The organism is Mesorhizobium sp. C416B (genome assembly GCF_030323165.1).
Taxonomy (GTDB): Bacteria; Pseudomonadota; Alphaproteobacteria; order Rhizobiales; family Rhizobiaceae; genus Mesorhizobium.
In genome coordinates, this window is sequence record NZ_CP100471.1 from 2482986 (window position 1) to 2505381 (window position 22396).

Annotated in this window: 22 protein-coding genes and 1 pseudogene; 10 read left to right on the top strand and 13 right to left on the bottom strand. The window is 60.0% G+C overall.

The window, feature by feature from the left end; all coding sequences use genetic code 11:
* The first annotated feature begins 46 nt into the window (after positions 1-46).
* The 10 genes from nadA (at position 47) to groL (ending at position 11000) form a co-directional block, all read left to right on the top strand.
* Entirely contained in the window at positions 47-1021 is a 975-nt protein-coding gene (nadA, locus tag NLY43_RS12205) for a quinolinate synthase NadA (RefSeq protein WP_023713014.1), read from the top strand.
* Positions 1018-2559, top strand: coding sequence for an L-aspartate oxidase (locus NLY43_RS12210; RefSeq protein ID WP_023713015.1), 1542 nt, complete (start codon positions 1018-1020; stop codon positions 2557-2559). Before nadA ends, NLY43_RS12210 begins: the two co-directional genes overlap by 4 nt.
* Entirely contained in the window at positions 2559-3413 is an 855-nt protein-coding gene (gene nadC, locus NLY43_RS12215) for a carboxylating nicotinate-nucleotide diphosphorylase (RefSeq protein WP_023713016.1), read from the top strand. Before NLY43_RS12210 ends, nadC begins: the two co-directional genes overlap by 1 nt.
* Before the next feature lie 92 nt (positions 3414-3505).
* Complete coding sequence (gene bioB, locus NLY43_RS12220) at positions 3506-4519, top strand: biotin synthase BioB (protein ID WP_031198739.1); 1014 nt, start codon at positions 3506-3508, stop codon at positions 4517-4519.
* Entirely contained in the window at positions 4516-5667 is a 1152-nt protein-coding gene (locus NLY43_RS12225; protein WP_023685573.1) for an 8-amino-7-oxononanoate synthase, read from the top strand. Before bioB ends, NLY43_RS12225 begins: the two co-directional genes overlap by 4 nt.
* Positions 5664-6299 carry a dethiobiotin synthase gene (bioD, locus tag NLY43_RS12230; RefSeq protein WP_023673640.1) on the top strand — a complete coding sequence of 212 codons (636 nt, stop codon included), beginning with the start codon at positions 5664-5666 and terminating at the stop codon, positions 6297-6299. Before NLY43_RS12225 ends, bioD begins: the two co-directional genes overlap by 4 nt.
* Entirely contained in the window at positions 6299-7564 is a 1266-nt protein-coding gene (locus NLY43_RS12235) for an adenosylmethionine--8-amino-7-oxononanoate transaminase (RefSeq protein WP_023713017.1), read from the top strand. The genes bioD and NLY43_RS12235 overlap by 1 nt, the downstream gene beginning before the upstream one ends.
* The gene (bioZ, locus tag NLY43_RS12240; RefSeq protein ID WP_023694886.1) at positions 7561-8544 is read left to right on the top strand and encodes a 3-oxopimeloyl-[acyl-carrier-protein] synthase BioZ; all 984 of its coding nucleotides are present in this window, start codon (positions 7561-7563) and stop codon (positions 8542-8544) included. Before NLY43_RS12235 ends, bioZ begins: the two co-directional genes overlap by 4 nt.
* Positions 8545-8975: 431 nt before the next feature.
* Positions 8976-9272, top strand: coding sequence for a co-chaperone GroES (groES, locus tag NLY43_RS12245; RefSeq protein ID WP_019863563.1), 297 nt, complete (start codon positions 8976-8978; stop codon positions 9270-9272).
* Between the two features lie 63 nt (positions 9273-9335).
* Positions 9336-11000, top strand: coding sequence for a chaperonin GroEL (groL, locus tag NLY43_RS12250; RefSeq protein ID WP_286460910.1), 1665 nt, complete (start codon positions 9336-9338; stop codon positions 10998-11000).
* Positions 11001-11686: 686 nt separating this feature from the next.
* On the opposite strand, the pseudogene NLY43_RS12255 reads toward groL, so the two are convergent.
* From NLY43_RS12255 to virB2, 13 genes and pseudogenes are all read right to left on the bottom strand, one after another.
* Positions 11687-11845 (bottom strand): annotated as a pseudogene (locus tag NLY43_RS12255) (ATP-binding protein); the annotation flags it as partial.
* 172 nt (positions 11846-12017) lie between these two features.
* A complete protein-coding gene (locus NLY43_RS12260) occupies positions 12018-12179 on the bottom strand; it encodes a hypothetical protein (RefSeq protein ID WP_023713020.1) in 162 nt (53 codons plus the stop codon).
* Between the two features lie 177 nt (positions 12180-12356).
* A complete protein-coding gene (locus tag NLY43_RS12265; protein WP_023673698.1) occupies positions 12357-13043 on the bottom strand; it encodes a response regulator in 687 nt (228 codons plus the stop codon).
* A 723-nt stretch (positions 13044-13766) separates the two neighbouring features.
* A complete protein-coding gene (gene virB11 / locus NLY43_RS12270; RefSeq protein ID WP_023673699.1) occupies positions 13767-14807 on the bottom strand; it encodes a P-type DNA transfer ATPase VirB11 in 1041 nt (346 codons plus the stop codon).
* The gene (gene virB10, locus NLY43_RS12275; protein WP_023679589.1) at positions 14791-15930 is read right to left on the bottom strand and encodes a type IV secretion system protein VirB10; all 1140 of its coding nucleotides are present in this window, start codon (positions 15928-15930) and stop codon (positions 14791-14793) included. The genes virB11 and virB10 overlap by 17 nt, the downstream gene beginning before the upstream one ends.
* Entirely contained in the window at positions 15923-16807 is an 885-nt protein-coding gene (locus NLY43_RS12280) for a TrbG/VirB9 family P-type conjugative transfer protein (RefSeq protein WP_023713022.1), read from the bottom strand. Before NLY43_RS12280 ends, virB10 begins: the two co-directional genes overlap by 8 nt.
* Complete coding sequence (locus NLY43_RS12285; protein WP_023685154.1) at positions 16804-17517, bottom strand: type IV secretion system protein VirB8; 714 nt, start codon at positions 17515-17517, stop codon at positions 16804-16806. Before NLY43_RS12285 ends, NLY43_RS12280 begins: the two co-directional genes overlap by 4 nt.
* Positions 17514-17672, bottom strand: coding sequence for a type IV secretion system lipoprotein VirB7 (locus tag NLY43_RS12290; protein WP_081731114.1), 159 nt, complete (start codon positions 17670-17672; stop codon positions 17514-17516). Before NLY43_RS12290 ends, NLY43_RS12285 begins: the two co-directional genes overlap by 4 nt.
* Positions 17673-17699: 27 nt before the next feature.
* Positions 17700-18587: a type IV secretion system protein gene (locus tag NLY43_RS12295; protein ID WP_023673703.1), complete on the bottom strand. Its 888-nt coding sequence runs from the start codon at positions 18585-18587 to the stop codon at positions 17700-17702.
* A 58-nt stretch (positions 18588-18645) separates the two neighbouring features.
* Complete coding sequence (locus NLY43_RS12300) at positions 18646-19329, bottom strand: TrbJ/VirB5 family protein (protein WP_023673704.1); 684 nt, start codon at positions 19327-19329, stop codon at positions 18646-18648.
* 13 nt (positions 19330-19342) lie between these two features.
* Entirely contained in the window at positions 19343-21712 is a 2370-nt protein-coding gene (gene virB4, locus NLY43_RS12305) for a type IV secretion/conjugal transfer ATPase VirB4 (RefSeq protein WP_023713023.1), read from the bottom strand.
* On the bottom strand, positions 21712-22038 hold the full coding sequence (locus NLY43_RS12310; RefSeq protein WP_023673706.1) for a type IV secretion system protein VirB3: 327 nt from the start codon (positions 22036-22038) through the stop codon (positions 21712-21714). The genes virB4 and NLY43_RS12310 overlap by 1 nt, the downstream gene beginning before the upstream one ends.
* Positions 22038-22343 carry a pilin major subunit VirB2 gene (gene virB2 / locus NLY43_RS12315; protein ID WP_023673707.1) on the bottom strand — a complete coding sequence of 102 codons (306 nt, stop codon included), beginning with the start codon at positions 22341-22343 and terminating at the stop codon, positions 22038-22040. The genes NLY43_RS12310 and virB2 overlap by 1 nt, the downstream gene beginning before the upstream one ends.
* Positions 22344-22396 lie beyond the last annotated feature (53 nt).

A 22396-nucleotide genomic window follows, 5' to 3' on the forward strand; every position in this document is an offset into this window, starting at 1 on the left:
GTATATGCTGGTTATTTTCAGTTAGAGTATAAGCGGGAGGGGGTCGATGGGCGCCATGCTGCCTACGGCCGCGTTGCTCTACGAGCGCGTCCGACGAGTGATCCCGCCGAGCGAATGGCCGGCTTTCGCCGAGGATATCGAGGCGATCCTTGCGCTGAAGCGCGAGCGCAACGCGATCATCCTGGCGCACAACTATCAGACGCCCGAGATCTTCCACTGCGTGGCCGACATCGTCGGCGACAGCTTGGCACTAGCCCGCACGGCTGCGACGGTCGAGGCGCAAGTCATCGTGCTGGCCGGCGTCCATTTCATGGCCGAAACGGCCAAGCTCCTCAATCCGGGCAAGACCGTGCTCATTCCGGATCTCAGCGCCGGTTGCTCGTTGGCGGACTCAATCACGGCAGAAGACGTGCGCTTGATGCGCCAGCGTTATCCCGGCGTTCCGATCATCACTTATGTAAATACGTCCGCCGGAGTGAAGGCCGAGTCGGATATCTGCTGTACATCCGGCAACGCCAAGGCGGTCGTCGAATCCCTTGGGGTTCCCCAGGTGATCATGTTGCCGGATGAATATCTGGCCCAGAATATCGCCGCCCAGACAGATGTGCAGATCATCGCCTGGAAAGGGCGTTGTGAGGTGCATGAGCGCTTTTCACCGGCCGACATCCGCGAGTTGCGCGAAAGCCATCCCGGCGTGGTCGTGCTCGCCCATCCCGAATGCCCGCCCGACGTCGTGGCTGAAGCCGATTTTTCCGGCTCGACGGCTGCCATGTCCGACTATGTCGAAAGGCAAAGGCCGCCACGTGTCGTGCTGATGACGGAATGCTCAATGAGCGACAACGTCGCGTTAGCGCACCCAGAGGTCGAGTTCATCCGGCCCTGCAATTTGTGCCCGCATATGAAGCGGATCACGCTTGCCAACATCCGCACGGCGCTCGAGCAGAACCACCATGTCGTAACCGTCGAACCCGGGACCGCCGGGCGCGCGCGGCTAGCGGTCGAACGGATGCTGGCAGTTTGAGCGCCGACCCCCGCAGCTTCTTCGGGCGGCCCATCATCATCGGCGGCGGCATCGCCGGACTGATGACCGCGCTTCAACTGTCGCCGGAGCCGGTGCTTCTTCTGTCAAGGTCGCTGCTGGGAGCTGACAACTCGAGCACCTGGGCCCAGGGGGGCCTGGCTGCAAGTTTCGGCGAAGACGACGATCCGGCAGTGCACCTGGCCGATACGGTTGCTGCCGGGGATGGTCTCTGCGACAGAGACGTGGCGAGCCGCATCCTCAAAGCCGCGCCTAAGGCCATAGAGGGGCTTGCGGGCTTTGGGGTTCGCTTTGACCGCACGCCGGAAGGATCACTGTGCCTCGGATTGGAGGCCGCACACAGCCGACGTCGCATCGTTCATGCGCATGGGGACGGCACCGGGCGTGAGATCATGCGTGCGCTGATCGCGGCTGTGCGTTCCACTCCGTCGATAGTTGTCGTGGAGGGCGTGGAAGCGCGCCGGCTCGCCGTGCGAGAGAATGCGATCCGAGGCGTCTGGGCGAGCTGTTCGATCGCACCTTTCTTCTTCGGCTCACGGCGGGTCGTCCTCGCCACCGGTGGCATCGGGGGACTGTTTCTCGACACCACGAACCCTTGGGGCAGTTGCGGACAAGGCCTTGCGCTTGCGGCCCGCGCTGGAGCTGTCCTAGCCGACCTCGAATTCATTCAGTTCCACCCGACCGCGCTTGACGGCCCAGAACGCCCTATGGCGCTGGTCAGCGAGGCTGTGCGAGGCGAAGGTGCTGCCCTGATCGATGAAACCGGCCAGGCTTTTCTCGAGAGCGTGCCCGGGGCGGAACTTGCGCCTCGCGATGTCTTGGCCCGCGCCGTGTGGAACCATCTTGCGGACGGCCACCATGTTTTTCTCGATGCCCGACAACGGCCAGGCCCGGCATTCGCTCGACATTTCCCGACAATCGCATCAGCCTGCCTTGGAGCGGGCATCAATCCCGCGCGCGATCTCATCCCCATTCGTCCGGCCCAACACTACCACATGGGTGGCGTTGCCGTGGACAGCTCGGGCAGGACCTCCGTCAAGGGGCTGTGGGCCTGCGGCGAAGTCGCTTCGACAGGACTGCATGGCGCCAACAGGCTCGCCAGCAATTCCTTGACGGAGGCAATCGTGTGCGCCCGCTGGGTCGCTGAAAGCGTCGCCGGAACGCCTGCGCGCAGAACAAGGCCTGCGTTTGCGAACGTTTACCCACCGCCCGCTCCGATAGCCGTGCGCGTTTTTCTGTCGCGCGCACTCGGCATCGTCCGGGATGGTCAAGCGTTGAAAGCAGCCGCGCGTGCCTTATTGCCGCTCGCCGAAAGCAAGGATGCGGTCTCGGATCCGGCGGCTGTCGGGCTAATGATTGCTGTTGCCGCCTTGTTGCGCGAAGAAAGCCGCGGCGCTCATTACCGGACAGATTTTCCTCATCATGCGACTGCCGCCCGACGGTCCGAAATCACGCTCGAAGCCGCCTTGGCGGCTGCGCGGGAACTCGGACACTCGCCAAGCTCCGAAGGTGCAAAGTGATGATGCTCTCACCGCTCCCCACGGTCCTGCTTGAGCCGCTTGTACGGGCATCTCTTCTTGAAGACCTTGGCAGAGCCGGCGACTTGACCACGGACGCCATCGTCCCGAAGGAATGCCAAGCGGGAACCGTGTTGGTGGCGCGACAGTCCGGAGTTGTCGCCGGCATCGATCTGGCGATGCTCGCTTTCGGCTTGATTGATCCTGGTGTCGAAATCTCCGTGGAGCGGGCAGACGGCTGCAATGTCGTGGATGGAGAGGTCATTGCATCAGTGGTTGGCCCGGCCCGGGCCATTCTCACAGCCGAAAGGACGGCACTCAATTTTTTGTGCCATCTGAGCGGCATCGCCACAGCAACGGCATCGATCGTCGCTGCGGTTCGTGGATATGGCGCGAAGATCGTCTGCACCCGCAAGACGACGCCCGGATTGCGGGCAGTCGAAAAGTATGCCGTGCGCGCAGGTGGCGGGTCCAATCACCGCTTCGGCCTGGACGATGCAATTTTGATCAAGGACAACCACATCGCCATCGCAGGCGGCGTCCGGCCAGCGCTCGAGCGAGCACGAAGAGCGGCCGGTCATCTCGTCAAGATCGAAGTCGAGGTCGATACTCTGGCCCAGTTGGAGGAGGTACTTGGCTTCGCTCCCGATGCGGTTCTGCTCGACAACATGTCCCTCCCCGATCTTCGCCGCGCCGTCGCAATGGTCGGTGGCCGCGCTATCACCGAGGCTTCTGGCGGGATCACGTCGCATACAGCGCGAGCGGTTGCCGCGACCGGCGTTGATCTGATTTCGGTCGGCCGACTCATCCACAGCGCGCCGATCCTGGATATCGGCCTCGACCATCGGGGCTCATGATTGTCTGAGTAACGAACAGGATTGGGTCAACTGTCCTTTCCGATCATCATAGTCAGATAGCAAAGACCCGCAAGACAGACCGGAGGAACAGCATGGAGATGCAAACGGCAAGTTCAACGCAGACATCGCCACAGGCCAAATCTCTTGACCCCCCTGACCCTGGAGCGTGGACCTTGGAGAAGGCTCAGGCACTTTACCATGCCCCCTTCAACAATCTCCTCTTCCTGGCGCAAACGGTGCACCGCCAGAATTTCGATCCAAACAAGGTCCAGCTCAGCCGGCTGCTCAGCATCAAGACCGGAGGATGCCCGGAGGATTGTGGCTATTGCAGCCAGTCGGCGCGTCACGAAACCGGGTTGGAGGCGTCCAAGCTGATGGATGTCAGGCGCGTCATCGCCGAAGCGACCAAGGCGCGTCATGCCGGCGCCACCCGTTATTGCATGGGCGCGGCCTGGCGAAACCCCAAGGCGCGCGACATGGATGCGGTGGTGGCGATGGTCGAAGGCGTCAAGGCGCTGGGCCTGGAGACCTGCATGACACTCGGCATGCTCGATCTTGAGCAAGCCGCTCGACTGAAGCAGGCGGGCCTCGACTACTACAACCACAACATCGATACGTCAGAACGCTACTATAGCGAGATCATCGGTACGCGGAGCTTTGCCGAGCGGCTCGAGACGCTTGACCACGTTCGCAAATCCGGCATCAAGGTCTGCTGTGGAGGCATTGTCGGCATGGGCGAGGAGCCGGTGGACCGGATCGACATGCTGGTGACGCTGGCCAATCTGCCGGAACATCCGCAAAGCGTTCCGATCAACATGCTGATCCCGATCGCCGGTACGCCGCTTGCAGACGCCAAGCCCATTGAGCCGATCGAATTCGTGCGCGTGATCGCGCTGGCGCGCATCATGATGCCGAAATCGCATGTCCGTCTGTCCGCCGGCCGCACCGCGATGACTGACGAGATGCAGGCGCTGTGCTTTTTTGCCGGCGCCAACTCGATCTTCTTCGGCGACACGCTGCTGACGGCGGACAATCCCGGTGAGGACAAGGATACCCTGCTGTTCCGGCGCCTTGGCATCGATCCGATGGAACTCGAGGCGCAATGAACGGGGCGCCGCTTGCCCGTTATGATGCGACCTTGCAGGGGCTAGCGCGCAAGGACCGGCTGCGGACGCTTTCGCCCCGCGCCGGGCTGGACTTCTCGTCGAACGACTATCTCGGGCTGGCCGCGTCCAGAAGACTTGGCGATGCGGTTGTGGCGGCGATTGCGCGGGGCACGCCGGTTGGCGCCACCGGGTCGCGGCTGTTGCGCGGCAATGCACCGGAACACGAGCAGCTCGAGGCAGACGCGGCGGCATTCTTTGGAGCCGACCGCGCGCTGTTCTTCGGCAGCGGCTACATCGCCAACTTCGCTCTGCTGAGCGCCCTGCCGCAGAAGGGCGATCTTTTGGTTGTCGATGAGCTCGCCCATGCCAGCATGCATGAGGGTGCGCAGGCCGGGCGCGCACAGTTCGTGCTGGCCGCGCACAACGACGCCACCGCTGTCGAGGATGCGATTACACGTTGGCGCGTCGCAGGCGGCATGGGATGCGTCTGGATCGCGGTGGAAAGCCTTTACAGCATGGATGGCGACTGCGCGCCTTTGGAGAGCCTGGTCGCACTTGCCGATCGGCACGGCGCATTCATCGTCATTGATGAGGCGCATGCCACCGGCGTCTGGGGACCGGATGGCCGGGGGCTTGCCGCCGCTTTCGAGGGCCGCGACAACATCATAGCGCTCCACACCTGCGGCAAGGCGCTCGGCGCATCTGGTGGGCTCGTCACCGGGCCGAGGGCACTGTGCGAATATCTGATCAACCGTTGCCGGCCATTCATCTACGCAACCGCGCCATCGCCACTGATGGCGGTCGTGGCGCGCGAGGCACTCGCAATGCTCGCCGACGAGCCTATGCGGCGTGTTCAGCTGCATGAACGCGTCGCCAGCGCCGGCCGGTTGGTCAATCGCTGGGGTGTGACACCAAGTGGCTCTCAGATCCAGCCCTTAGTAATCGGCGATGTAAGGCGCACCATGGCAGTGGCGGCGCGCCTGCAGGCCCGCGGCTTCGACATACGCGGCGTTCGTCCTCCGACCGTGCCCGAGGGCACGTCGCGGCTGCGCATCTCACTGACGCTCAATATTGGCGAAGCCGACATTTCCGCCATGGTCGAGGCGCTGGTCGAGGTGTTCGCCGAAACATCACCGGAGGCGATATGACCCAACGCATCGTCATCACCGGAACGGATACCGGAGTTGGCAAGACCGTGTTTGCGGCTGGGCTCGCCGGTTTGCTGGACGGCTTTTACTGGAAACCGGTGCAATCGGGCCTCGACGGCGAGACCGACAGCGAGGTTGTCGCGCGGCTTGCCGGCTTGCCCTCAGAGCGCGTGCTGCCGGAAGCCTACCGCTTGCGGAGCCCGCTGTCGCCGCATCGTTCGGCCGAGATCGACGGCGTGGCGATCAAGGCTGCCGATCTTGCTTTTCCCGTCCTACCGACGCCGCTCGTCATCGAAGGCTCCGGCGGCCTAATGGTGCCGCTCAACCGGCGCACAAGGTTAATCGACATCTTCGCTGAATGGCGGCTGCCCGTTATTCTGTGCGCCCGCACCACACTCGGCACCATCAACCACACCTTGCTATCGGTCGAGGCGCTCCGCGCCCGCTCCATCCCGTTGGCGGGCATCGCTTTCATCGGCGATGAGATGGCCGATACGCAACGGACCATCGTGGAATTCAGCGGTGCCCCGCAGCTCGGCAGGCTGCCGCACCTCGATGTGCTGACGGGCAAAACACTGAGGGACGCAATGGTTGCCGGCTTCGCCTTCGCCTCGATTACTGGAGGTGACTGATGTCGCAGTCTCATGTGTGGCACCCCTTCACCCAGCACGCACTCGAGCCTGCGATCCCAGAAATCGTCCTGACTGAGGGCGCCTATCTCCACAGGGCCGACGGCGCCCGCATCCTGGACGCCATCTCCTCCTGGTGGGTCGTCACACATGGCCACCGCCATCCCCGCATCATGAAGGCAATCGAGACAACCGCGTCGAGCCTCGACCAGATTATCTTTGCGGGCTTCACGCACGAGCCGGCAGAGCGCTTGGCCAAGGCGCTTGTCGGCCTCGCTCCCGCTGGACTCGACTGGGTGTTCTATTCCGACAGTGGCTCGACCTCAGTCGAAGTCGCGCTGAAGATGGCGCTCGGTTATTTCCGCAACATCGGCGCGCCGCGCTCGCGCATCGTCGTCATGGAGCACAGCTATCATGGTGACACGATTGGAACGATGAGCGTCGGTGCGCGTGGCGTGTTCAACGCCGCCTATGAACCCTTGCTGTTCGAGGTCGACATCATCCCCTTTCCGGCCGCGGGGCACGAGCAGGAGACGCTGGATCGTTTCGAGGCTGTGACCCGCGATCGACGAGCCGCAGCCTTGATCGTCGAGCCGCTGGTGCTGGGCGCCGGCGGCATGCTGATGTATCCAGCATCGGTTCTGGCCGAATTGAAGAAGATCACTGAGGCCTCCGGCTCGCTGCTGATCGCCGACGAGGTGATGACCGGCTGGGGACGCACCGGAACCATGTTCGCCTGCGAGCAGGCATCGATTTCTCCAGATATCCTGTGCACCTCCAAAGGCTTGACCGGCGGCACCATCCCGCTGGCCGTAACGCTTGTCACCGATGCCATCTTCCGGGCGCACTATTCCGAGGACTGGAAGAAGACGTTTTTCCATTCGAGCTCCTACACCGCCAATCCGATTGCCTGTGCGGCAGCACTCGCCAATGTCGAGATCTGGCGCGACGAGCCAGTGGCCGGGCGGATCACGGCCTTGAGCGTGATGCAGGCCGTCGGGCTGCAACGCTTTCGGGACAATCCATATTTTGTCGACTGTCGAGCCACGGGAACGATCGCGGCGCTCGACCTGCGAACCGGTTCAGCAGGTTATCTCGCCGAGATTGGTCCGAAGCTGCGCGCTTTCTTCCTCGAGCGCGGCCTGCTTGTGCGCCCGCTCGGCAATGTCCTCTACCTTCTGCCACCCTATTGCATCGCAGGCGACGAGCTCGAACGACTCTATGACGCCATCGAGGAGGCTGGGGAACGCTTCGGGTCAAGGCCATGAGCAAGTCGTCGCGCATTCTCGGACTTGGCCATCACGTGCCTGGGCGCAAGGTGGCCAATGCCGAGATCGAGAGCAATCTCGGCCTCGAGCCGGGCTGGATCGAAAGGCGTACCGGAATCCGTTCGCGCTTCTGGGCAACGGACGAAGACACGCTGTCGGGTCTTGCCACCCGGGCTGGCGACATGGCGCTGGTGAACGCCGGTATTGCGCGCCACGACATCGGTCTGCTGTTGCTTGCCACCTCGACGCCCGACCATCTTCTGCCGCCAAGCGCGCCGCTGGTCGCACACAAGCTTGGCCTTGGCCGCGCAGGCGCGGTCGATCTGACCGGCGCCTGCGCCGGCTTCATCTATGCGCTCATGTTTGCGGACGGGTTCACCCGCCTGCATGGCAAACCAGCGCTGGTCATCGCCGCCAACATCCTCAGCCGCCGCATCAATCCAGCCGAGCGCGCGAGCTCAGCCTTGTTCGCCGATGCCGCCGGCGCCCTGGTGATCGGTCAGTGCGATGATGCTGATCGGGGCATTCTCGGTGCCTCGGTAGCTTCGGACGGCTCGCGCTACGGGCTGATCCAGATTCCCGCAGGAGGAAGCAACACGCCGTTCCATGGCGACCTCGACCTCGGGCAGACCCGGATGACGATGACCGACGGGCCCGAAGTGTTCGCAAAGGCCGTCGAGATGATGACCGATTGCTCGACAGCCGCGCTAGCCACTGCGGGAGTGCGGCCACACAATGTCGGCCGGTTTGTGCCGCATCAGGCCAATACTCGGATTTTCGGCGCGGTCGGAAGAAACCTCGGCATTGCGGACCAAGCAATTGTCAAGACGATTGCCGAATACGGCAACTCTTCGGCCGCGACGGTCCCGCTGTCGCTCTCGCTCGCCAACCAGATGAAGCCATTCCAGCCAGGAGAGAAAATCCTTCTGGCGGCGGCGGGTGCGGGTCTCAGCGGCGGCGCTCTCGTGGTTGGAATCTAGCCGGCCGGCTCACGCGCGCAGGATTGGTCATGAATGGCAATAGGAGCAACAGAACCAATGCCAAAAAATGGCCTTCTGAAGCTCGACATGACCAAGCTGACGCAGCACGACCCGTGCGAGCCTCTGGATGAGTTCAAATGCAACACCCGTTGCACCAATCGTACCATCTGAATAAAGCTCAATTACAAAGGGTGATCCGCCCCATATATGTCGGATACCCGACATTGTTCACATAAAAGGCTCGATGCTTACACGCTCTTTGCTGGCTGCTCTTTGCTGTCTTCTCTTTTCTCTTTGCTCTTTGCTCTTCCGTCTTGACTAGCAGGAGCCTGCGGCTTATCTATTGCCGCGTTAGCACTCGCTTCGGCTGAGTGCTAGGCATGCTCCGGCAACGGAGCACCGTTCAACATCCGCACCAAGGAAATCCAAAAATGGCAAAGTCGAATTTCCGGCCGCTGCATGACCGCGTGGTCGTACGCCGGGTCGAATCCGAATCCAAGACCGCCGGCGGGATCATCATCCCGGATACGGCGAAGGAAAAGCCGCAGGAAGGCGAGATCATCGCCGTCGGCTCCGGCGCTCGCGACGAAGCCGGCAAGCTGGTCCCGCTGGACGTCAAGGCCGGCGACCGCATCCTGTTCGGCAAGTGGTCGGGCACCGAAGTCAAGCTCAATGGCGAAGACCTTCTGATCATGAAGGAATCCGACATTATGGGCATCATCGGCTGATTATCGGCCTCACCGTCAACTGAATTTCGGGCTTGATCGCAAGCCCCTGCCAGGAGCTAAAAAATGGCTGCCAAAGACGTAAAATTCTCCCGCGACGCGCGCGAGCGCATGCTTCACGGCATCAACATCCTCGCCGACGCGGTGAAGGTGACCCTCGGTCCCAAGGGCCGCAACGTCGTCATCGATAAGTCGTTCGGCGCACCGCGCATCACCAAGGACGGCGTCACCGTCGCCAAGGAAATCGAACTTTCCGACAAGTTCGAAAACATGGGCGCGCAGATGATCCGCGAAGTTGCTTCGAAGACCAACGACATCGCCGGTGATGGCACCACGACCGCGACCGTTCTGGCGCAGTCGATCGTCCAGGAAGGTAACAAGGCGGTTGCCGCCGGCATGAACCCGATGGACCTGAAGCGCGGCATCGACCTGGCCGTGACCGAAGTCGTCGCGGCTCTCGGCAACGCTGCCAAGAAGATCAAGACCTCCGAGGAAGTTGCCCAGGTCGGCACGATCGCCGGCAATGGCGACGAGTCGGTCGGCAAGATGATCGCCGAAGCGATGCAGAAGGTCGGCAATGAAGGCGTCATCACGGTTGAAGAAGCCAAGACCGCCGAGACCGAGCTGGAAGTCGTCGAAGGCATGCAGTTCGACCGCGGCTATCTCTCGCCCTACTTCGTCACCAACGCCGACAAGATGGTTGCCGAGCTCGAGGACGTCTACATCCTCCTGCACGAGAAGAAGCTGTCCAACCTCCAGGCCATGCTGCCGGTTCTCGAAGCCGTCGTGCAGACCTCCAAGCCGCTGCTCATCATCTCGGAAGACGTCGAAGGCGAGGCTCTGGCCACGCTGGTCGTCAACAAGCTGCGCGGTGGCCTGAAGATCGCCGCCGTCAAGGCGCCGGGCTTCGGTGATCGCCGCAAGGCCATGCTGGAAGACATCGCCATCCTCACCGGTGGCCAGGTCATTTCGGAAGACCTCGGCATCAAGCTCGAGAATGTCGGCCTCAACATGCTCGGCCGCGCCAAGAAGGTGTCGATCTCCAAGGAGAACACCACCATTGTCGACGGCGCCGGCAAGAAGGACGAGATCCAGGGCCGCGTTGCCCAGATCAAGCAGCAGATCGAAGAGACCACGTCGGATTACGACAAGGAGAAGCTGCAGGAACGTCTGGCGAAGCTCGCCGGCGGCGTTGCGGTGATCCGCGTCGGCGGCGCGACGGAAGTCGAAGTCAAGGAAAAGAAGGACCGCGTCGATGACGCCCTCAACGCGACCCGTGCGGCCGTGGAAGAAGGCATCGTTGCAGGCGGCGGCGTCGCACTGCTGCGCGCTTCGGCCAACATCAAGGTCACCGGCGTCAATGCCGACCAGGCTGCCGGCATCAACATCGTTCGCCGTGCACTGCAGGCTCCGGCCCGTCAGATCGCTTCGAACGCAGGTGCGGAAGCTTCGATCGTTGCCGGCAAGATCCTCGACAACAAGGGCGCGACCTACGGCTACAACGCCCAGACCGGCGAATATGGCGACATGATCGCCATGGGTATCGTCGATCCGGTCAAGGTCGTTCGCACTGCCCTCCAGGACGCGGCCTCGGTCGCCGGCCTGCTCGTCACCACCGAAGCCATGATCGCGGAGGCTCCGAAGAAGGAGTCAGCTGGCGGCGGCATGCCTGGCGGCATGGGCGGCGGCGGTATGGGCGGCATGGGCGGGATGGGCGGTATGGATTTTTAATCCAGCCCCTATCAACTTACAGCGGACAGGGCGGCAGCAATGCCGCCCTTTCCTTGTGTGCCGAACATGATCGAAACCTTGGAGTGCGTCCCGAGGATCTCGTTCGAGCCTCACCGCATGGTCGAGAATTAGGATCTTGTCCGATCGAGCAATTCGCGGGCTCAACCTGGTCAAACCGGCGCCCCCTACGAACTGCCCGATCCTTGAGGATTCCGCTGCGCGACAATCACGATGATTCATTCAGTTGGTAGCTATAGGCGGTGAATCATGAGGGGCATTGAGGAGCGTGGCAAGGCGCCCATCTCGAGCGTGATATCAGGGACAATTCTCTCGTCGGAACCGGCGGCTGGCGTTGAAGGGCCCGGTGAATCATCCTGATCTATAGTGGAGCAGACGCGCTCTGAGCCTCAAGAGCGTTTCCTCCTCTGAGTATCCTTGATCTGCCGCTGGACATTCTCGTTGATAATTGCTGAGCGGCTCAGCCCGATGGATCTGCTGAGGATTTCGCACACAAATCAAGAGCTGCGTGTCGCCGCGATGATAGTCGCAACGCCTCAGCGTCTCATCCTCCTCGCCGAAGGGCTTGAGCCCAGGTCTCAGACCATTGCCCTGGAGGGCCTCGGAGCAGGCGTGGGTGGCGGACATAGCAGCCTGTCCCATACCTATGAATACGTTTGGCTGAAGCAGACCGATGGCTGCGCGTCGAAGCCGAAGCCGTCGAGTTCGCGGACAAACGGGAACTGCGCGATCTTGCTCGACATGAGCGTGTCGAGCTGGTCGCGGATCGCCGTCAACTTCAGCCGATCCAGGATTGCGATCAGCAGGTCATGATCTAGGGTCGTCATCACCAGCTCCCTCCGGCCGCCGCTTCGTACTCGGCGAGTGGCCGCAGCAAGGTGGCCGGGGGTGATCTTGATCCGCTCGGCGCGCACCGGCCCTTCGAAGCCGGCAACGCCGACAAAAGGCTCTGTCGCAAACCTGGAAATGGGGTTGTGAACGGCCATTTCGGCCTGTCCGTCAGGCAGCGAGGAGATCGAAACAGCGATCGACAGCCTTGTAGGCATACCTCGCCTGTCGCTTGCCCATCATGTGGATCATCTCGATGCCGGAGAGGATAACCACGCCGTTCGCATGCGACTTGAAGCCGATAGCCTGGTCGAAATGGCGGCCCTTGAACATCACGTGCTCCTCCACAGCTGAGGCGTTTTTCTTGCCATGCTCGCTTACAAAAAGGTTTGCGACAGAGCCGTTCGAACCGCATGCCGACACCATCGTCAAGGGCGGCCGCGATGTCCATTATGGCCACAAGATCACCCTGACGACGGGCAGGCAGTCTGTTCTTTCAATTTAGACCAACTATGCGGATGCCGCCTCAGTCAATTCAAGAATGTAACCAATGCCGCGCATGGTCGTGATACGTGGCGTTGCACCTGACCTTCTCAGGTGTCCACGTAAGCGATAGATTCCGACTTCAAGCGCGTTGGCAGATACCTCGTCGTTGAACGAATAGAGGTGATCTTCCAACTGCGCACGAGGCACGATGCGGCCTGCACGGATAAGCAGATGCTCCAAAATACATAGTTCGCGGCGTGCGATCTTCAGAGGATGACCCGAGACGGAAACCTGTCGGCCGATCGGATCGAAATTGAGATTGCCAAATACAACGATGGGGTCGGTCACCTGTGTCGACCGGCGCAGAATGGCTCTCATTCTGGCGATGAGCTCATCGAAAGAGACGGGCTTGAGCAGAAAGTCGTCCGCGCCACCGTTGAAAATTGCAATCCGCTTCTCGAGATCGTTGATGCTACTCATAATGAGGGTTGGAACTGAATGCCCGTTGCTCCTTAGCTGTCTCAGCCAGCCCAAGCCATCGCCATCTGGCAGAGCCAACTCCAGCAGGAGAATTTCATAGGTTGCGCAACAAAATGCCCTCGACGCCTGTTCCAGGTTGCCAACTACATCAACGGCAAAACCGCTATCCCCGAGCGCAACTCGCACAGCGCGCGTAAGATCCACATGATGATCAATGAGCAGCGTTCGCATTTCACGTCCTATCAAGGTCGGACAGGTCACCGTCCACTGTAAGACCGGGGCGACAGCGGAAGTCGCTCAACTCTTCGTAGTGTTCGTAACGCTCTTTCCGGTGGGTGATCGCGGGAGCATGCAAGCCGCACGCCTGCAATAGTCGGGGATGGAACACGTGAAGACCTGTTGACGGGCTGAAACCGTCGGTCGGCCAGCCCACAATGCCACCGACTCTGCCTGCGATTTCTCTGCGCATCGATCCTCCTATGGGTTGCGTCGCAAACTCCAGCTGAGGTCGCAAGGGCAGGTTGCGGCTTTGTTCATTGAGAGGACCCCCTGGAGGCAATACCAGGAGGATTCCCTATATGGCACTTCCCGATTTACCACCGGTCATTCCGAACCACGTTCGGCGGCTTTGAAGACATTCATTGCGCGCGGCTAGGTAAATCAAGGGTACGACCTGCCGGTGTCGATGCCGCTTTTGAAGCAGGCATCGGCACCAGCTCGGTGAGCGTCGCCCGCGCAATTCAGCGGACGCGCTCGATACACCCAGTCGAATCGTGCCGCGACTTGCCGCGCCGACAGGGCCCGCGAAGACTTCAGACTTGTGAACGAAGGTCTACGCCCAGTCCTCCTCCCATTATCCACCTCCTTCAAATCAAAGTGGACGTTCAATCTGAACAAATTACGCCGTCGTATCACAAACGACTTACCGATCCCCGACGTGCTCTAGCGCTAGCCTTAGTGCTTGTTAAGAAGGTCGGCTACTGTCTCTCCGCGTCGCCGGGCATCGGCGGCGAGCCACACCTCCCCCACCTCATACACGTCGCCGTGGGTACTGAACGGCACAATGACGTCAATGGCAGCCGACAGCAGGTCAAGAAGCGTGTGGTCTTCCACAGCAGCTCCTTGCGGGCTGCTCTTGACGAGTGAAAAGAGCTTTTTAAAGCCTTGGACCGGATCCGCCCCATGAATCGTTGATATTGATCCCGCATGGCCGGAGACGACTTCGCTAAGGTAGGCCCAAGCAGCATCATCGCGCATCTCGCCAAGCAATATTCGGTCAGGGCGCATGCGCAAGCTGGCTTGCAACAGTTGCTCGGCTGTCACCGCACCTACGCTTGCTCGGTCCTTCGGATAAAGTAACCGGACATGGTTCTCGTGCGGGATTGCAAGTTCGAGCGTGTCCTCGATACTTATCAGCCTCTCTTGCGGGGGTATAGCGTTGATCAAAGTCTTGCTCATTGTCGTTTTGCCGCTTCCAGTAGGTCCGCAAAGCAGCATCGTGAGCCGCCCGCAAACGCATGCTCGCAAAAATTGCTCCAAGTCACCATGGTCGTAGTGCTGAAGAATCGTTTCGTCCTGCCGCTCTTGGCGCTCCTTTCGTGACCGCCATTGATTCCAACGCGAGTATTCGTAGCGAGAAGAAACTTCCTTGAGTTCGGTCACACGACTTGAGGGACGCCGTATCGTCAGGCTTATTGTTCCTGAGGGAACAGCGGGCGGCAAACAGATCTGCAGCCGCTCTCCGTTCGGCAGCTCAGTCGCACAGAGGGGGCTTTGCGGTCCGACATCTTGCTTGCGCAGCGCTCCAGCGAGGATCGCGATGTCCTCCAGATCGTCATAAGATAGCGGCAGCGGATGTTTCGTGAAAACGCCGGCCTGTCGGACAAAGGCTTCCCCAGGCCGGTTGATAGCGACCTCTTCGGTCCTTGGCTCCTCAAGCCATTTCAAAACAGGGTTGAGAAGCAAACGCAATTGAGGGTCAGCCTCCGGTCGCATTGTTGTCTCTCCGGCGTTGGCGATGTTGGGGGGCTGGCGCCACGGCGATCGGTCTAAGATCGTATACATCTGAGAAATCGAGGTCCCGAGCCACAAAGATGGATACAGCATCTCCCTGGTTTTTCTTCAGAGTTGGCGGAACGTTGATCGTTGCTCTAAGGGTCGTGTCAACGGCTTGTCCGGCGTTGCTCTGGAAGCTGTTGATGCCGCTTCCTCCACCTGAGCTGCCAGCGTATTGACCGGCGGCCTGAAACGCGCCTTGAATGACGCTCATGAGCATTGCTCCGCCAAAGCGCTGCCAGAAGTGATTATCCACCGTGCCAGGCATTCCGGAGCGGCCGAGCTCGTCAGCGCCCGGCGACGCTAGCGAAACGAGGGCATGGTCAGGCGTTTCGATGCGCGTCCACAGCACGAAGACACGCGCATCCCCCTGTTGGAGACCACGCTGGATCTCGCCAATCACGGTCGTCCCGCGATCCAAAAGCACCACGTTGTTGGTGGCGCCGCGGACGTCTTTAGGTAAGACGCACTTCACATAACCCGGTAAATTTGTGTCGACTGCCGTTTGCAAAATGCAGGGAATTATCGTTCCTTGGGTAATCACGAGATCAGGGTGCGGCAAAAGTGTGGCCCGGCTTGGCTCCTGTATATCTGGCTTCAATCGGCCCGTCAGATCGCCAGCGTCTGAAATCTCATGCGAGGTCGCGGGAGCATCCCTATGGTTGTCTTCGCTCCGCTGACCGTCGTTGGGCATTTGACCGCTGCCACTGTAGGCGAAAATTGGTGTTTCCTCCGGCGGCGGATCAGCTGGCGCCGGAGGCGGCGTGGATGGCGCAGGATCTCCTGCCTGCGCCGCCTGTACGGGTGCTGGAGCTTCGGGAGCAATCTCAATCGGCACGGGGCGGAATGGCTCGGCGTCGGCGACAATTGGAGGTTTGGGCTGAGTTGGCTCGTCTTGTGTGCTGGGACGACCGCCGAGCCAGATGAGCGATAGAGATGAGATGAGAACGAGAGCAGCGACGGCCAACTTCTGCAATCCCGAAACATGCCGGCGGGCCGGCTCCGAGACCATCGATCCTGAGGCATGGACATCATGTCCCGACTGTGGGCCGGTTTCATTCATCGGCCGGGCCTTTCAAAACGCGCCACACGTCGGGTGTCACTGTACCGGTCCCTGGCGCTCGTCCCACAGGGTCATAAGCCCTGTTGAAAATGGACAAGACCGTATTGCCATCTCTCAGACGCCATTCCCGGGCGACTGCGGATACTTCAACATAGTCTCCTTTGACCGTGTAATTGGCAGCGGCTTCCTTGCCGTCGGGATTGATAATGTAGAGGGAGGGTATGCGGGAATTGCTTGCGAAGCCAAATACGGTGGTAAAGCCATTATCGAAAACTTCCAGCGGCGCCAGCGATCGATCGCCCTTTGCGACGTAGTGAAAATTGCTTTCGTCCGGACTGGTAGTTGCGGCGGGCCGATTCAACAAATCCTGAACTCTCTCGTCGCGCAGCACTTTCGCCCGGGCCTGACCAAGAATGGAGCGCCTTTCTGCGTCCTTTCTCTGAGCAGCAGCCTCATCAGCAGGATAGGTGAACTGCACGCTGTAGTATAGGTCAGGTTGCTGCTCATCGAGTTTTGGCATCGCTCTCGTTGAAATACTGAAGACGTATCTCCGTGTACCGGACTCACTCTCGGCCAGCACGACGACCGGCTGCGGCGGGAGCATCCGGCTAGCCTTAAAAAAGAGATAGTTGGCGCGCGGGAGCGCAGCCAGGTCTTTGCTATTGGAAACGGCCACGGCTGCGACTGTCTCGTTGGCCGCGAATGTGACAACCAGCGTTGCCCCCACTGCGGTAGACAGGCGCACCACTTCGTCAGGACGGTAAGCCAGGTAGCGCATGCGCGCATCGTGCTTGCCGGCAAGTGGTGTGTCTTCCGCGGACGCTTCCATCGTTAAGAAGAATGAACAGACCAGCGCGAGAAACGCTCTTTTTGTCATGGCTGCACATAGCCCAGGTTCGATACGCTATCTTCCGAGCTTTGATAGGAAGTGACGAGTAGACCTCCCGGATTGGTGAGCCTCGATTGCCCAGGCAGACCCGTCAAGCGCTCGTAGCGGATGGTAGCTGTCCAGGTGGTCACTATCGGCATCTGCCCATCGACAACAAGCGAACGTTTGTAACGGATCTGTTGAACGTCCGGACTGATGTCGTTTGAAGAAATATGCCCGACCTCGAGCTTGCCGCGTTTGCCGACCGTGACTTGCGGCGAGGTGGGATTCGGATAGTTGAAGAAATCTTGATATTGCTGTCGCACAGCCGGCGCGCTGAAACTGGATACGAGGTCATAGGCGTATTGGGCTGTATCTGCTGTGTACCCCTCGCGCAGGCGTACATATTCCCACAGCGAAGCATTTATGACGGCTCGGTCTTGGGTTGCCGGCAGTCGAGAGACTGACACTTCGCTGTCGACGGTCCCATCCGGCCGGACCCAGAGGAACACAGGTACGAGCTTGGCCAACGGGACCATGGCAGCAATGGTAAATGCCTGGGCAACATTTCCTAGGACCGCCGCTGCGGCAAAGGCTATCAGGGCCTTTGACAGGCGCCGCGCAGACTTCGCTCGTGAAGTTTGAAACGCTTCCACCTTCTTATAGTGGGCGGCTAGCGTTTCTCTCTCCACCAGAAGGGCATGTTCAGGAACTTTCACTTTGGCTCTTCCGCGCATTCGACCTGAAGATCCTCAGGGGTGGTTTCCCATTGTCCCACGTTCAGTTGGAATGGGGCACCCGCGCATGTCGCAAGCCCATGGCTCGTCTTGCAGGCGGCCAAAGCGAGGATTGACAGAAGTAGGCAATATTTCATGTTTTTGGCACCGAGCTTGTCGATTGATTAAGCACCCGCCGTTTTGGCAAAGTGGCGATTGAGGCTGTTAAGAGGTCGGTTCGCACCTCCCCAAGAGCCGCCGGCGATGCTGCTGGCGATCGTCGGAAGCGCGACGATCAGAGCGTCACCAGCTAGGAAAAGCATGTCGAGCTCGTAAAGCCCGATGATCTTGGCTGCTGTCGTGCCCGAGAATTTGATCATCAAAAGCATGGCTGCCAGCGAGACTGCTTCGGCAGCGATTACTATCGTTGCAACGATGTTGAGGAGGAGAAGCAGCAGCCCGTACGAGAGCAGTTGGCCGATCCATCTGGTGGCTATGTCTCGAGTGTGATCAAAAAGGTAGCCTACAAGGACCAGGGGGCCGATCGTCAAGAGCACCTTCGTCAGAATTCCAACGGCATCGTAGATCTCGAACGCTGTCCACAGCGCGCCGTAGAAAATCCATTGCGCTCCCTCGAAAGCAAGTATGTCCTGGCCGTTCATAGGCCCAATTTCGGAAGCAATCAGCTGAAAGACATACTGGCTTGAAGCAAACATAAGATCGAGCTTCTGGGGGATTCCGATGAAGGGCAAGTCGCTGCCACTGATGTCGTGAGCCAACCTCGGAATCGTGTCGTCGAAGAGCGCTTCAATGTACTGCTGATAGTTGGCCTGCCCTAAGATAAGGGCGACGACAATCGACACCATGATTACGCGCGAGATACCCCCGCGCGCATCGACTTGACCACGCATGACCAGACAGCCTTGGATTATTATCCAGAGCGTGACACACGCAACCAGAGGCGCACTGACCGCCGCTTGGACGTTTTCAAGCACTTTGTGCAGCCCGGACGTGAAGGCCCCATGAAAGATCGTGTGTATAGTCGTGAATGGCGCGGGAATTTTGAAATTCATGGCGTGAGCCTGATGTGTCCCTGATCAGCGCAGCTGAGCCTGATGAACTCTGTGTGGTTTACGGGAGGATGCTAAACATATTAGCGGTGTCCTGATGTTCGCGACGCTGCGTGGCGGCCTCCTCCACGGCGTGAAGGCTCCCTTGTGCAGTGGCCATTGTCAGCAGACTCGTGGCCTGGACATTTTGGATCATCGCATCGTGAATCTGCTTGAGGACCAGACCGTTGGTCACGGTGGCCTGCATAATATTTCCCGAGCGGGAAAGCTGACCAAGCGTGCCGGCGTTATCCTTAAGGCGCTTGTCCATCATGCCCAAAGTGTCGGCTGCAATAGCTGCGGCATTGGCGGCCCCGGCGATTTGTCCCTGTAACAGTTTCGCTTCTGAATCGGTGCCGTTGACTATCCGATTTGGGTCCTTCGCAATGTTACGGGCCATAATCGAAGCTGGCGCCCGAGCATCAAACATCTGCTCCTCCAGCTTATTGCTCGACGGGTAGTGATTTCCTTGGTTAAGTGAGCTTAGCAGTCCCGTGACAGCGAATGACGACGTTAGAATTGTCACCATTTCAATCGTGGTAGCGAGCGTCTCGATTGACCTCTCAAGGATCGCCGCATTGGAAAGCGCTGTTAAGGTCGCTTGTGTTTCTGTTACAGGGTCGCTGACGATAAATTGCGAACGGGCCTGTCCGTGAAGCAGAAGGGAAGCAGCAAGGGTCGTTACTGCAAGTTTGGCAAATTTCATGAATATTCCTCCGTCAGTCTTGAACTTCGTGGTACCGGGCCATGAACTTGTCGAGCCACCCACTTGGGGCGTCTCCGTGCTGGTTACGAAGCTGGTCGGCAAAGCGCACTGTGTTGGCCCGCCCCGAGAGTACGGCTACGTACTCGCGCATATGCCCAAGATCGAATTCGCAAACAATACTCCCGCTATCGCGCTTGAGCAAAAACTTGCGGCTGCCGATTGCCATACCCTGGCGGATTGCCTCGAACTCCTGCGCAGTGCACTTCAAGCCATCGACATACGCAGAGCGGTCCGCCGTCGGTGATGGGTAGAAAATTTTCGTCATACATTGCGCAACGAGACTAGCTCCGAGAGGCGATTCCAGAACGTGTTCAGGCTGCTGCGTTGCGAGTATCAACATGCCGTTGTTTTTGCGGACCGTGAGCAAGAACTTGTCGATAACGGCCGAGAATTGGGGGTTGAGTAGATAGAATCGAAATTCGTCGCAGCTCATGACGAACCGACGACCATCGACGATAGCGCCCACTCGATGCAGAAGGTATGCGGCGGCCGGTGCACAGACCTCCTCATATTCCAGGAGCTGCGTCATGTCGAAGCCCGTAATGGAGGCATCCAGCCTTACTTCGTCCACGTCGCCGTCAAAGGCCCATCCAAGCGCCCCCCCTCTACACCACCGCTGCAGCCGTGCTCCTGCGCCCTCGGAGGGGCTGTGCAATAGGAACTCGCGCAGGCCCGCAAGTGAGCGCATAGGGGGTTCGAACGAAAGCTGACGAACAATGCCGCGTTCCAGCCGACGGCTTTCCTCCGGCGAGATCGGACCACGGCCGTCACTCTCGATCAGGGCCATCAACCACTCGCGCAGAAAGTCCCGGGAGGCGGAGGTGTTGTCCAGTCCACGCAGAGGGGCCAAGCCGCTCGGAGCGCCTCTGCGCAACGCAAGATATGTCCCTCCCGTGGCTCGCACCAGCAGTTCACCACCCCGATCCTTGTCGAAGAAGACGATCGCACCATTGCGATCGACCAAGCTTTGCTCAAGCATCGCGAGGACAAAGGTCATCAGCGTCGTCTTGCCTTTGCCAACGGGCCCGAATATTGCCGTCATGCCGACGTCATTCTCATGGGGGATGTAGTCGAAAGAAGTTCCACCGTTTGTGCGAAAGCGCGCAACAGCATTGCCCCAGTGGCCGGAACTGGAACCGCTTGGGAAGTTCTCAAATGAGACGAGCCCGGCAAAATTGTGTGAGGTGATCGCCCCCGGGCGCGTGCGCCACCTGTTGTTCCCCGGAAGTTGGGACCAATATGCGGCCTCCATGCCGATGCCCTCTTGGACGATAACGGCGCCCGCGTCGGCCAGCCGTGCGCGGGCACTTGCTGCGCGATCTGCAAGGCTATTGAGGCTGTCGGCATAGACGCACAGGCTCAGATGATGCGAACCCATCACGAATTCGTTGCTTGCCAGTGCGTCCTCTGCCTCGGCAAGTTCATTGATCTGGGTGAGAGCCTTGTCGCCGGCACTCGTCATCTGGCTGGACTTAAGGCTTAGTTTGGCATGAGCTTGTGGGCGAGTGAGGAAGGAAAAGCTCTGGCTCAGGACAAGCGGGAAGTTGGCGGACAGCAAGGAATTTAGCATGCCCGGCCGGGTCGTCGCCGGATATTCACGGAACGAAAACAATGATCCGACGGAGCTATCCCCGGGCCTTCGAATCTCAAGCGCCCGCTTCCCGCAGATGACCTGGTCAGTGTAGATCGAGGCGCCAAGTGAGCCGGTAACCATCGGAACCGGAAGAAACCGGCAAGTCATCATGAGCCGAAGCGCCTCGCCGATTTCCGTGAAGAGCACGTTGCCTTTCTCACGAATGCCCAACCGGCGCAGACCGTAACCGCCGAGTGCGCCAGCAGTGATGTGCCAGAGGTCTTCCAGGCTCCGCATTTGGGTGGCTAGATCGTGCTCATTCCGTCTGCGGGCCTTGGCAATCCGCAAGCCGATCTTGCCGATTGCGGTGCGGGGGGACACGATCAAAGTGAGGAAGTGATCGTTGCGAAAGAGCTTTCCCGACAGCACACGACGCTCGTAGGCCTCGCTCAGACTGCCAGCGAATGTACTTTGAAACTGGCGCGGCGCCGGCGCCGGCACATCGTTGTGTCTCACAAGATGAGCGTATATCGAGACATTGTCATCGGCGATGTTGCGCAAGAGAGTGTTGAACGCGCGGCAGCGCGAGTTGCGCATCTCAGCGTCTTCCAAATCAAAGGGCACACCGTTCACATGTGCCATGGCCATGATCGATCCGTCTTCCAGAAGGACAACCTGATCGCTTACGTGACCAACATACGGAAGGTAGATCTCGCCAGACCTCTCGGTCCGGCCGCTGGCGCCGAACATTACACCATTCCTCTTCCGCGTTTCGGCACTCTGATCGGATTGGCGCTGACGCTTGCGCCTCCCCAGACCGGCCCGTCCACGCTTCTGCCGGCCGTCTGCAAATAGAGCAGCACGACGCTTGCCGCGTTATAGTCACGCTCAACAACCAGCCGTGCTCCGAACCAGAGTGGCACGAGAACGATTTCGTAGAGCGGGTTCTGAAGGATAATGATAACAAGCCCAGCCAACATCATGAGCAATCCGGCCAGCGTCAGCGGCACCCCCAGAAACAGTGCGGGGCGCGTCGCCGCCACATAGAGGGTGCTCACTTCCAACCGGTCGCTCATCAGCCGCCGCCTATGAGCGCCTTGCCCAGGAAGCTGGCCCCGAACATGATGACGATCCCTCCAACGACACCCGCAACCAGGCCAAGTGAAGCACGACCGAACATCCAAGAGATACCGATGGCTACGAGCCCGAGCACGGCCAGTGATTGTCCAAAGGGGCCAAGTATGAACGTGCAGATATTCTGGACCATCTTGGCAGGATCCGTCCCTCCCGTCACCTGAGCCGCGGCTGGCCCGCTGTAGAAGACCGTCCACGCCGCGCCTGCAGCAGCGGCCGGTACATATTCAGCCGCCATGCGCAGCATGGAAAAAGGCGAAGGAACACGCGTTTTAAGCGCACGAAGTATCTTGAGTGGCG

Excerpts from the sequence above, each read along its gene's own strand:
- virB11 (WP_023673699.1), bottom strand. The coding sequence starts at position 14,807 with ATGCGACCGGAGGCTGACCCTCAATTGCGTTTGCTTCTCAACCCTGTT.
- NLY43_RS12280 (WP_023713022.1), bottom strand. The coding sequence starts at position 16,807 with ATGACAAAAAGAGCGTTTCTCGCGCTGGTCTGTTCATTCTTCTTAACG.
- nadA (WP_023713014.1), top strand. The coding sequence starts at position 47 with ATGGGCGCCATGCTGCCTACGGCCGCGTTGCTCTACGAGCGCGTCCGA.
- NLY43_RS12235 (WP_023713017.1), top strand. The coding sequence starts at position 6,299 with ATGTCGCAGTCTCATGTGTGGCACCCCTTCACCCAGCACGCACTCGAG.
- bioD (WP_023673640.1), top strand. The coding sequence starts at position 5,664 with ATGACCCAACGCATCGTCATCACCGGAACGGATACCGGAGTTGGCAAG.
- NLY43_RS12295 (WP_023673703.1), bottom strand. The coding sequence starts at position 18,587 with ATGAATTTCAAAATTCCCGCGCCATTCACGACTATACACACGATCTTT.
- virB10 (WP_023679589.1), bottom strand. The coding sequence starts at position 15,930 with ATGAATGAAACCGGCCCACAGTCGGGACATGATGTCCATGCCTCAGGA.
- NLY43_RS12265 (WP_023673698.1), bottom strand. The coding sequence starts at position 13,043 with ATGCGAACGCTGCTCATTGATCATCATGTGGATCTTACGCGCGCTGTG.
- NLY43_RS12225 (WP_023685573.1), top strand. The coding sequence starts at position 4,516 with ATGAACGGGGCGCCGCTTGCCCGTTATGATGCGACCTTGCAGGGGCTA.
- bioZ (WP_023694886.1), top strand. The coding sequence starts at position 7,561 with ATGAGCAAGTCGTCGCGCATTCTCGGACTTGGCCATCACGTGCCTGGG.
- bioB (WP_031198739.1), top strand. The coding sequence starts at position 3,506 with ATGGAGATGCAAACGGCAAGTTCAACGCAGACATCGCCACAGGCCAAA.
- NLY43_RS12260 (WP_023713020.1), bottom strand. The coding sequence starts at position 12,179 with ATGTTCAAGGGCCGCCATTTCGACCAGGCTATCGGCTTCAAGTCGCAT.
- groES (WP_019863563.1), top strand. The coding sequence starts at position 8,976 with ATGGCAAAGTCGAATTTCCGGCCGCTGCATGACCGCGTGGTCGTACGC.
- virB4 (WP_023713023.1), bottom strand. The coding sequence starts at position 21,712 with ATGTTCGGCGCCAGCGGCCGGACCGAGAGGTCTGGCGAGATCTACCTT.
- nadC (WP_023713016.1), top strand. The coding sequence starts at position 2,559 with ATGATGCTCTCACCGCTCCCCACGGTCCTGCTTGAGCCGCTTGTACGG.
- virB2 (WP_023673707.1), bottom strand. The coding sequence starts at position 22,343 with ATGCTGCGCATGGCGGCTGAATATGTACCGGCCGCTGCTGCAGGCGCG.
- NLY43_RS12290 (WP_081731114.1), bottom strand. The coding sequence starts at position 17,672 with ATGAAATATTGCCTACTTCTGTCAATCCTCGCTTTGGCCGCCTGCAAG.
- NLY43_RS12300 (WP_023673704.1), bottom strand. The coding sequence starts at position 19,329 with ATGAAATTTGCCAAACTTGCAGTAACGACCCTTGCTGCTTCCCTTCTG.
- NLY43_RS12310 (WP_023673706.1), bottom strand. The coding sequence starts at position 22,038 with ATGAGCGACCGGTTGGAAGTGAGCACCCTCTATGTGGCGGCGACGCGC.
- groL (WP_286460910.1), top strand. The coding sequence starts at position 9,336 with ATGGCTGCCAAAGACGTAAAATTCTCCCGCGACGCGCGCGAGCGCATG.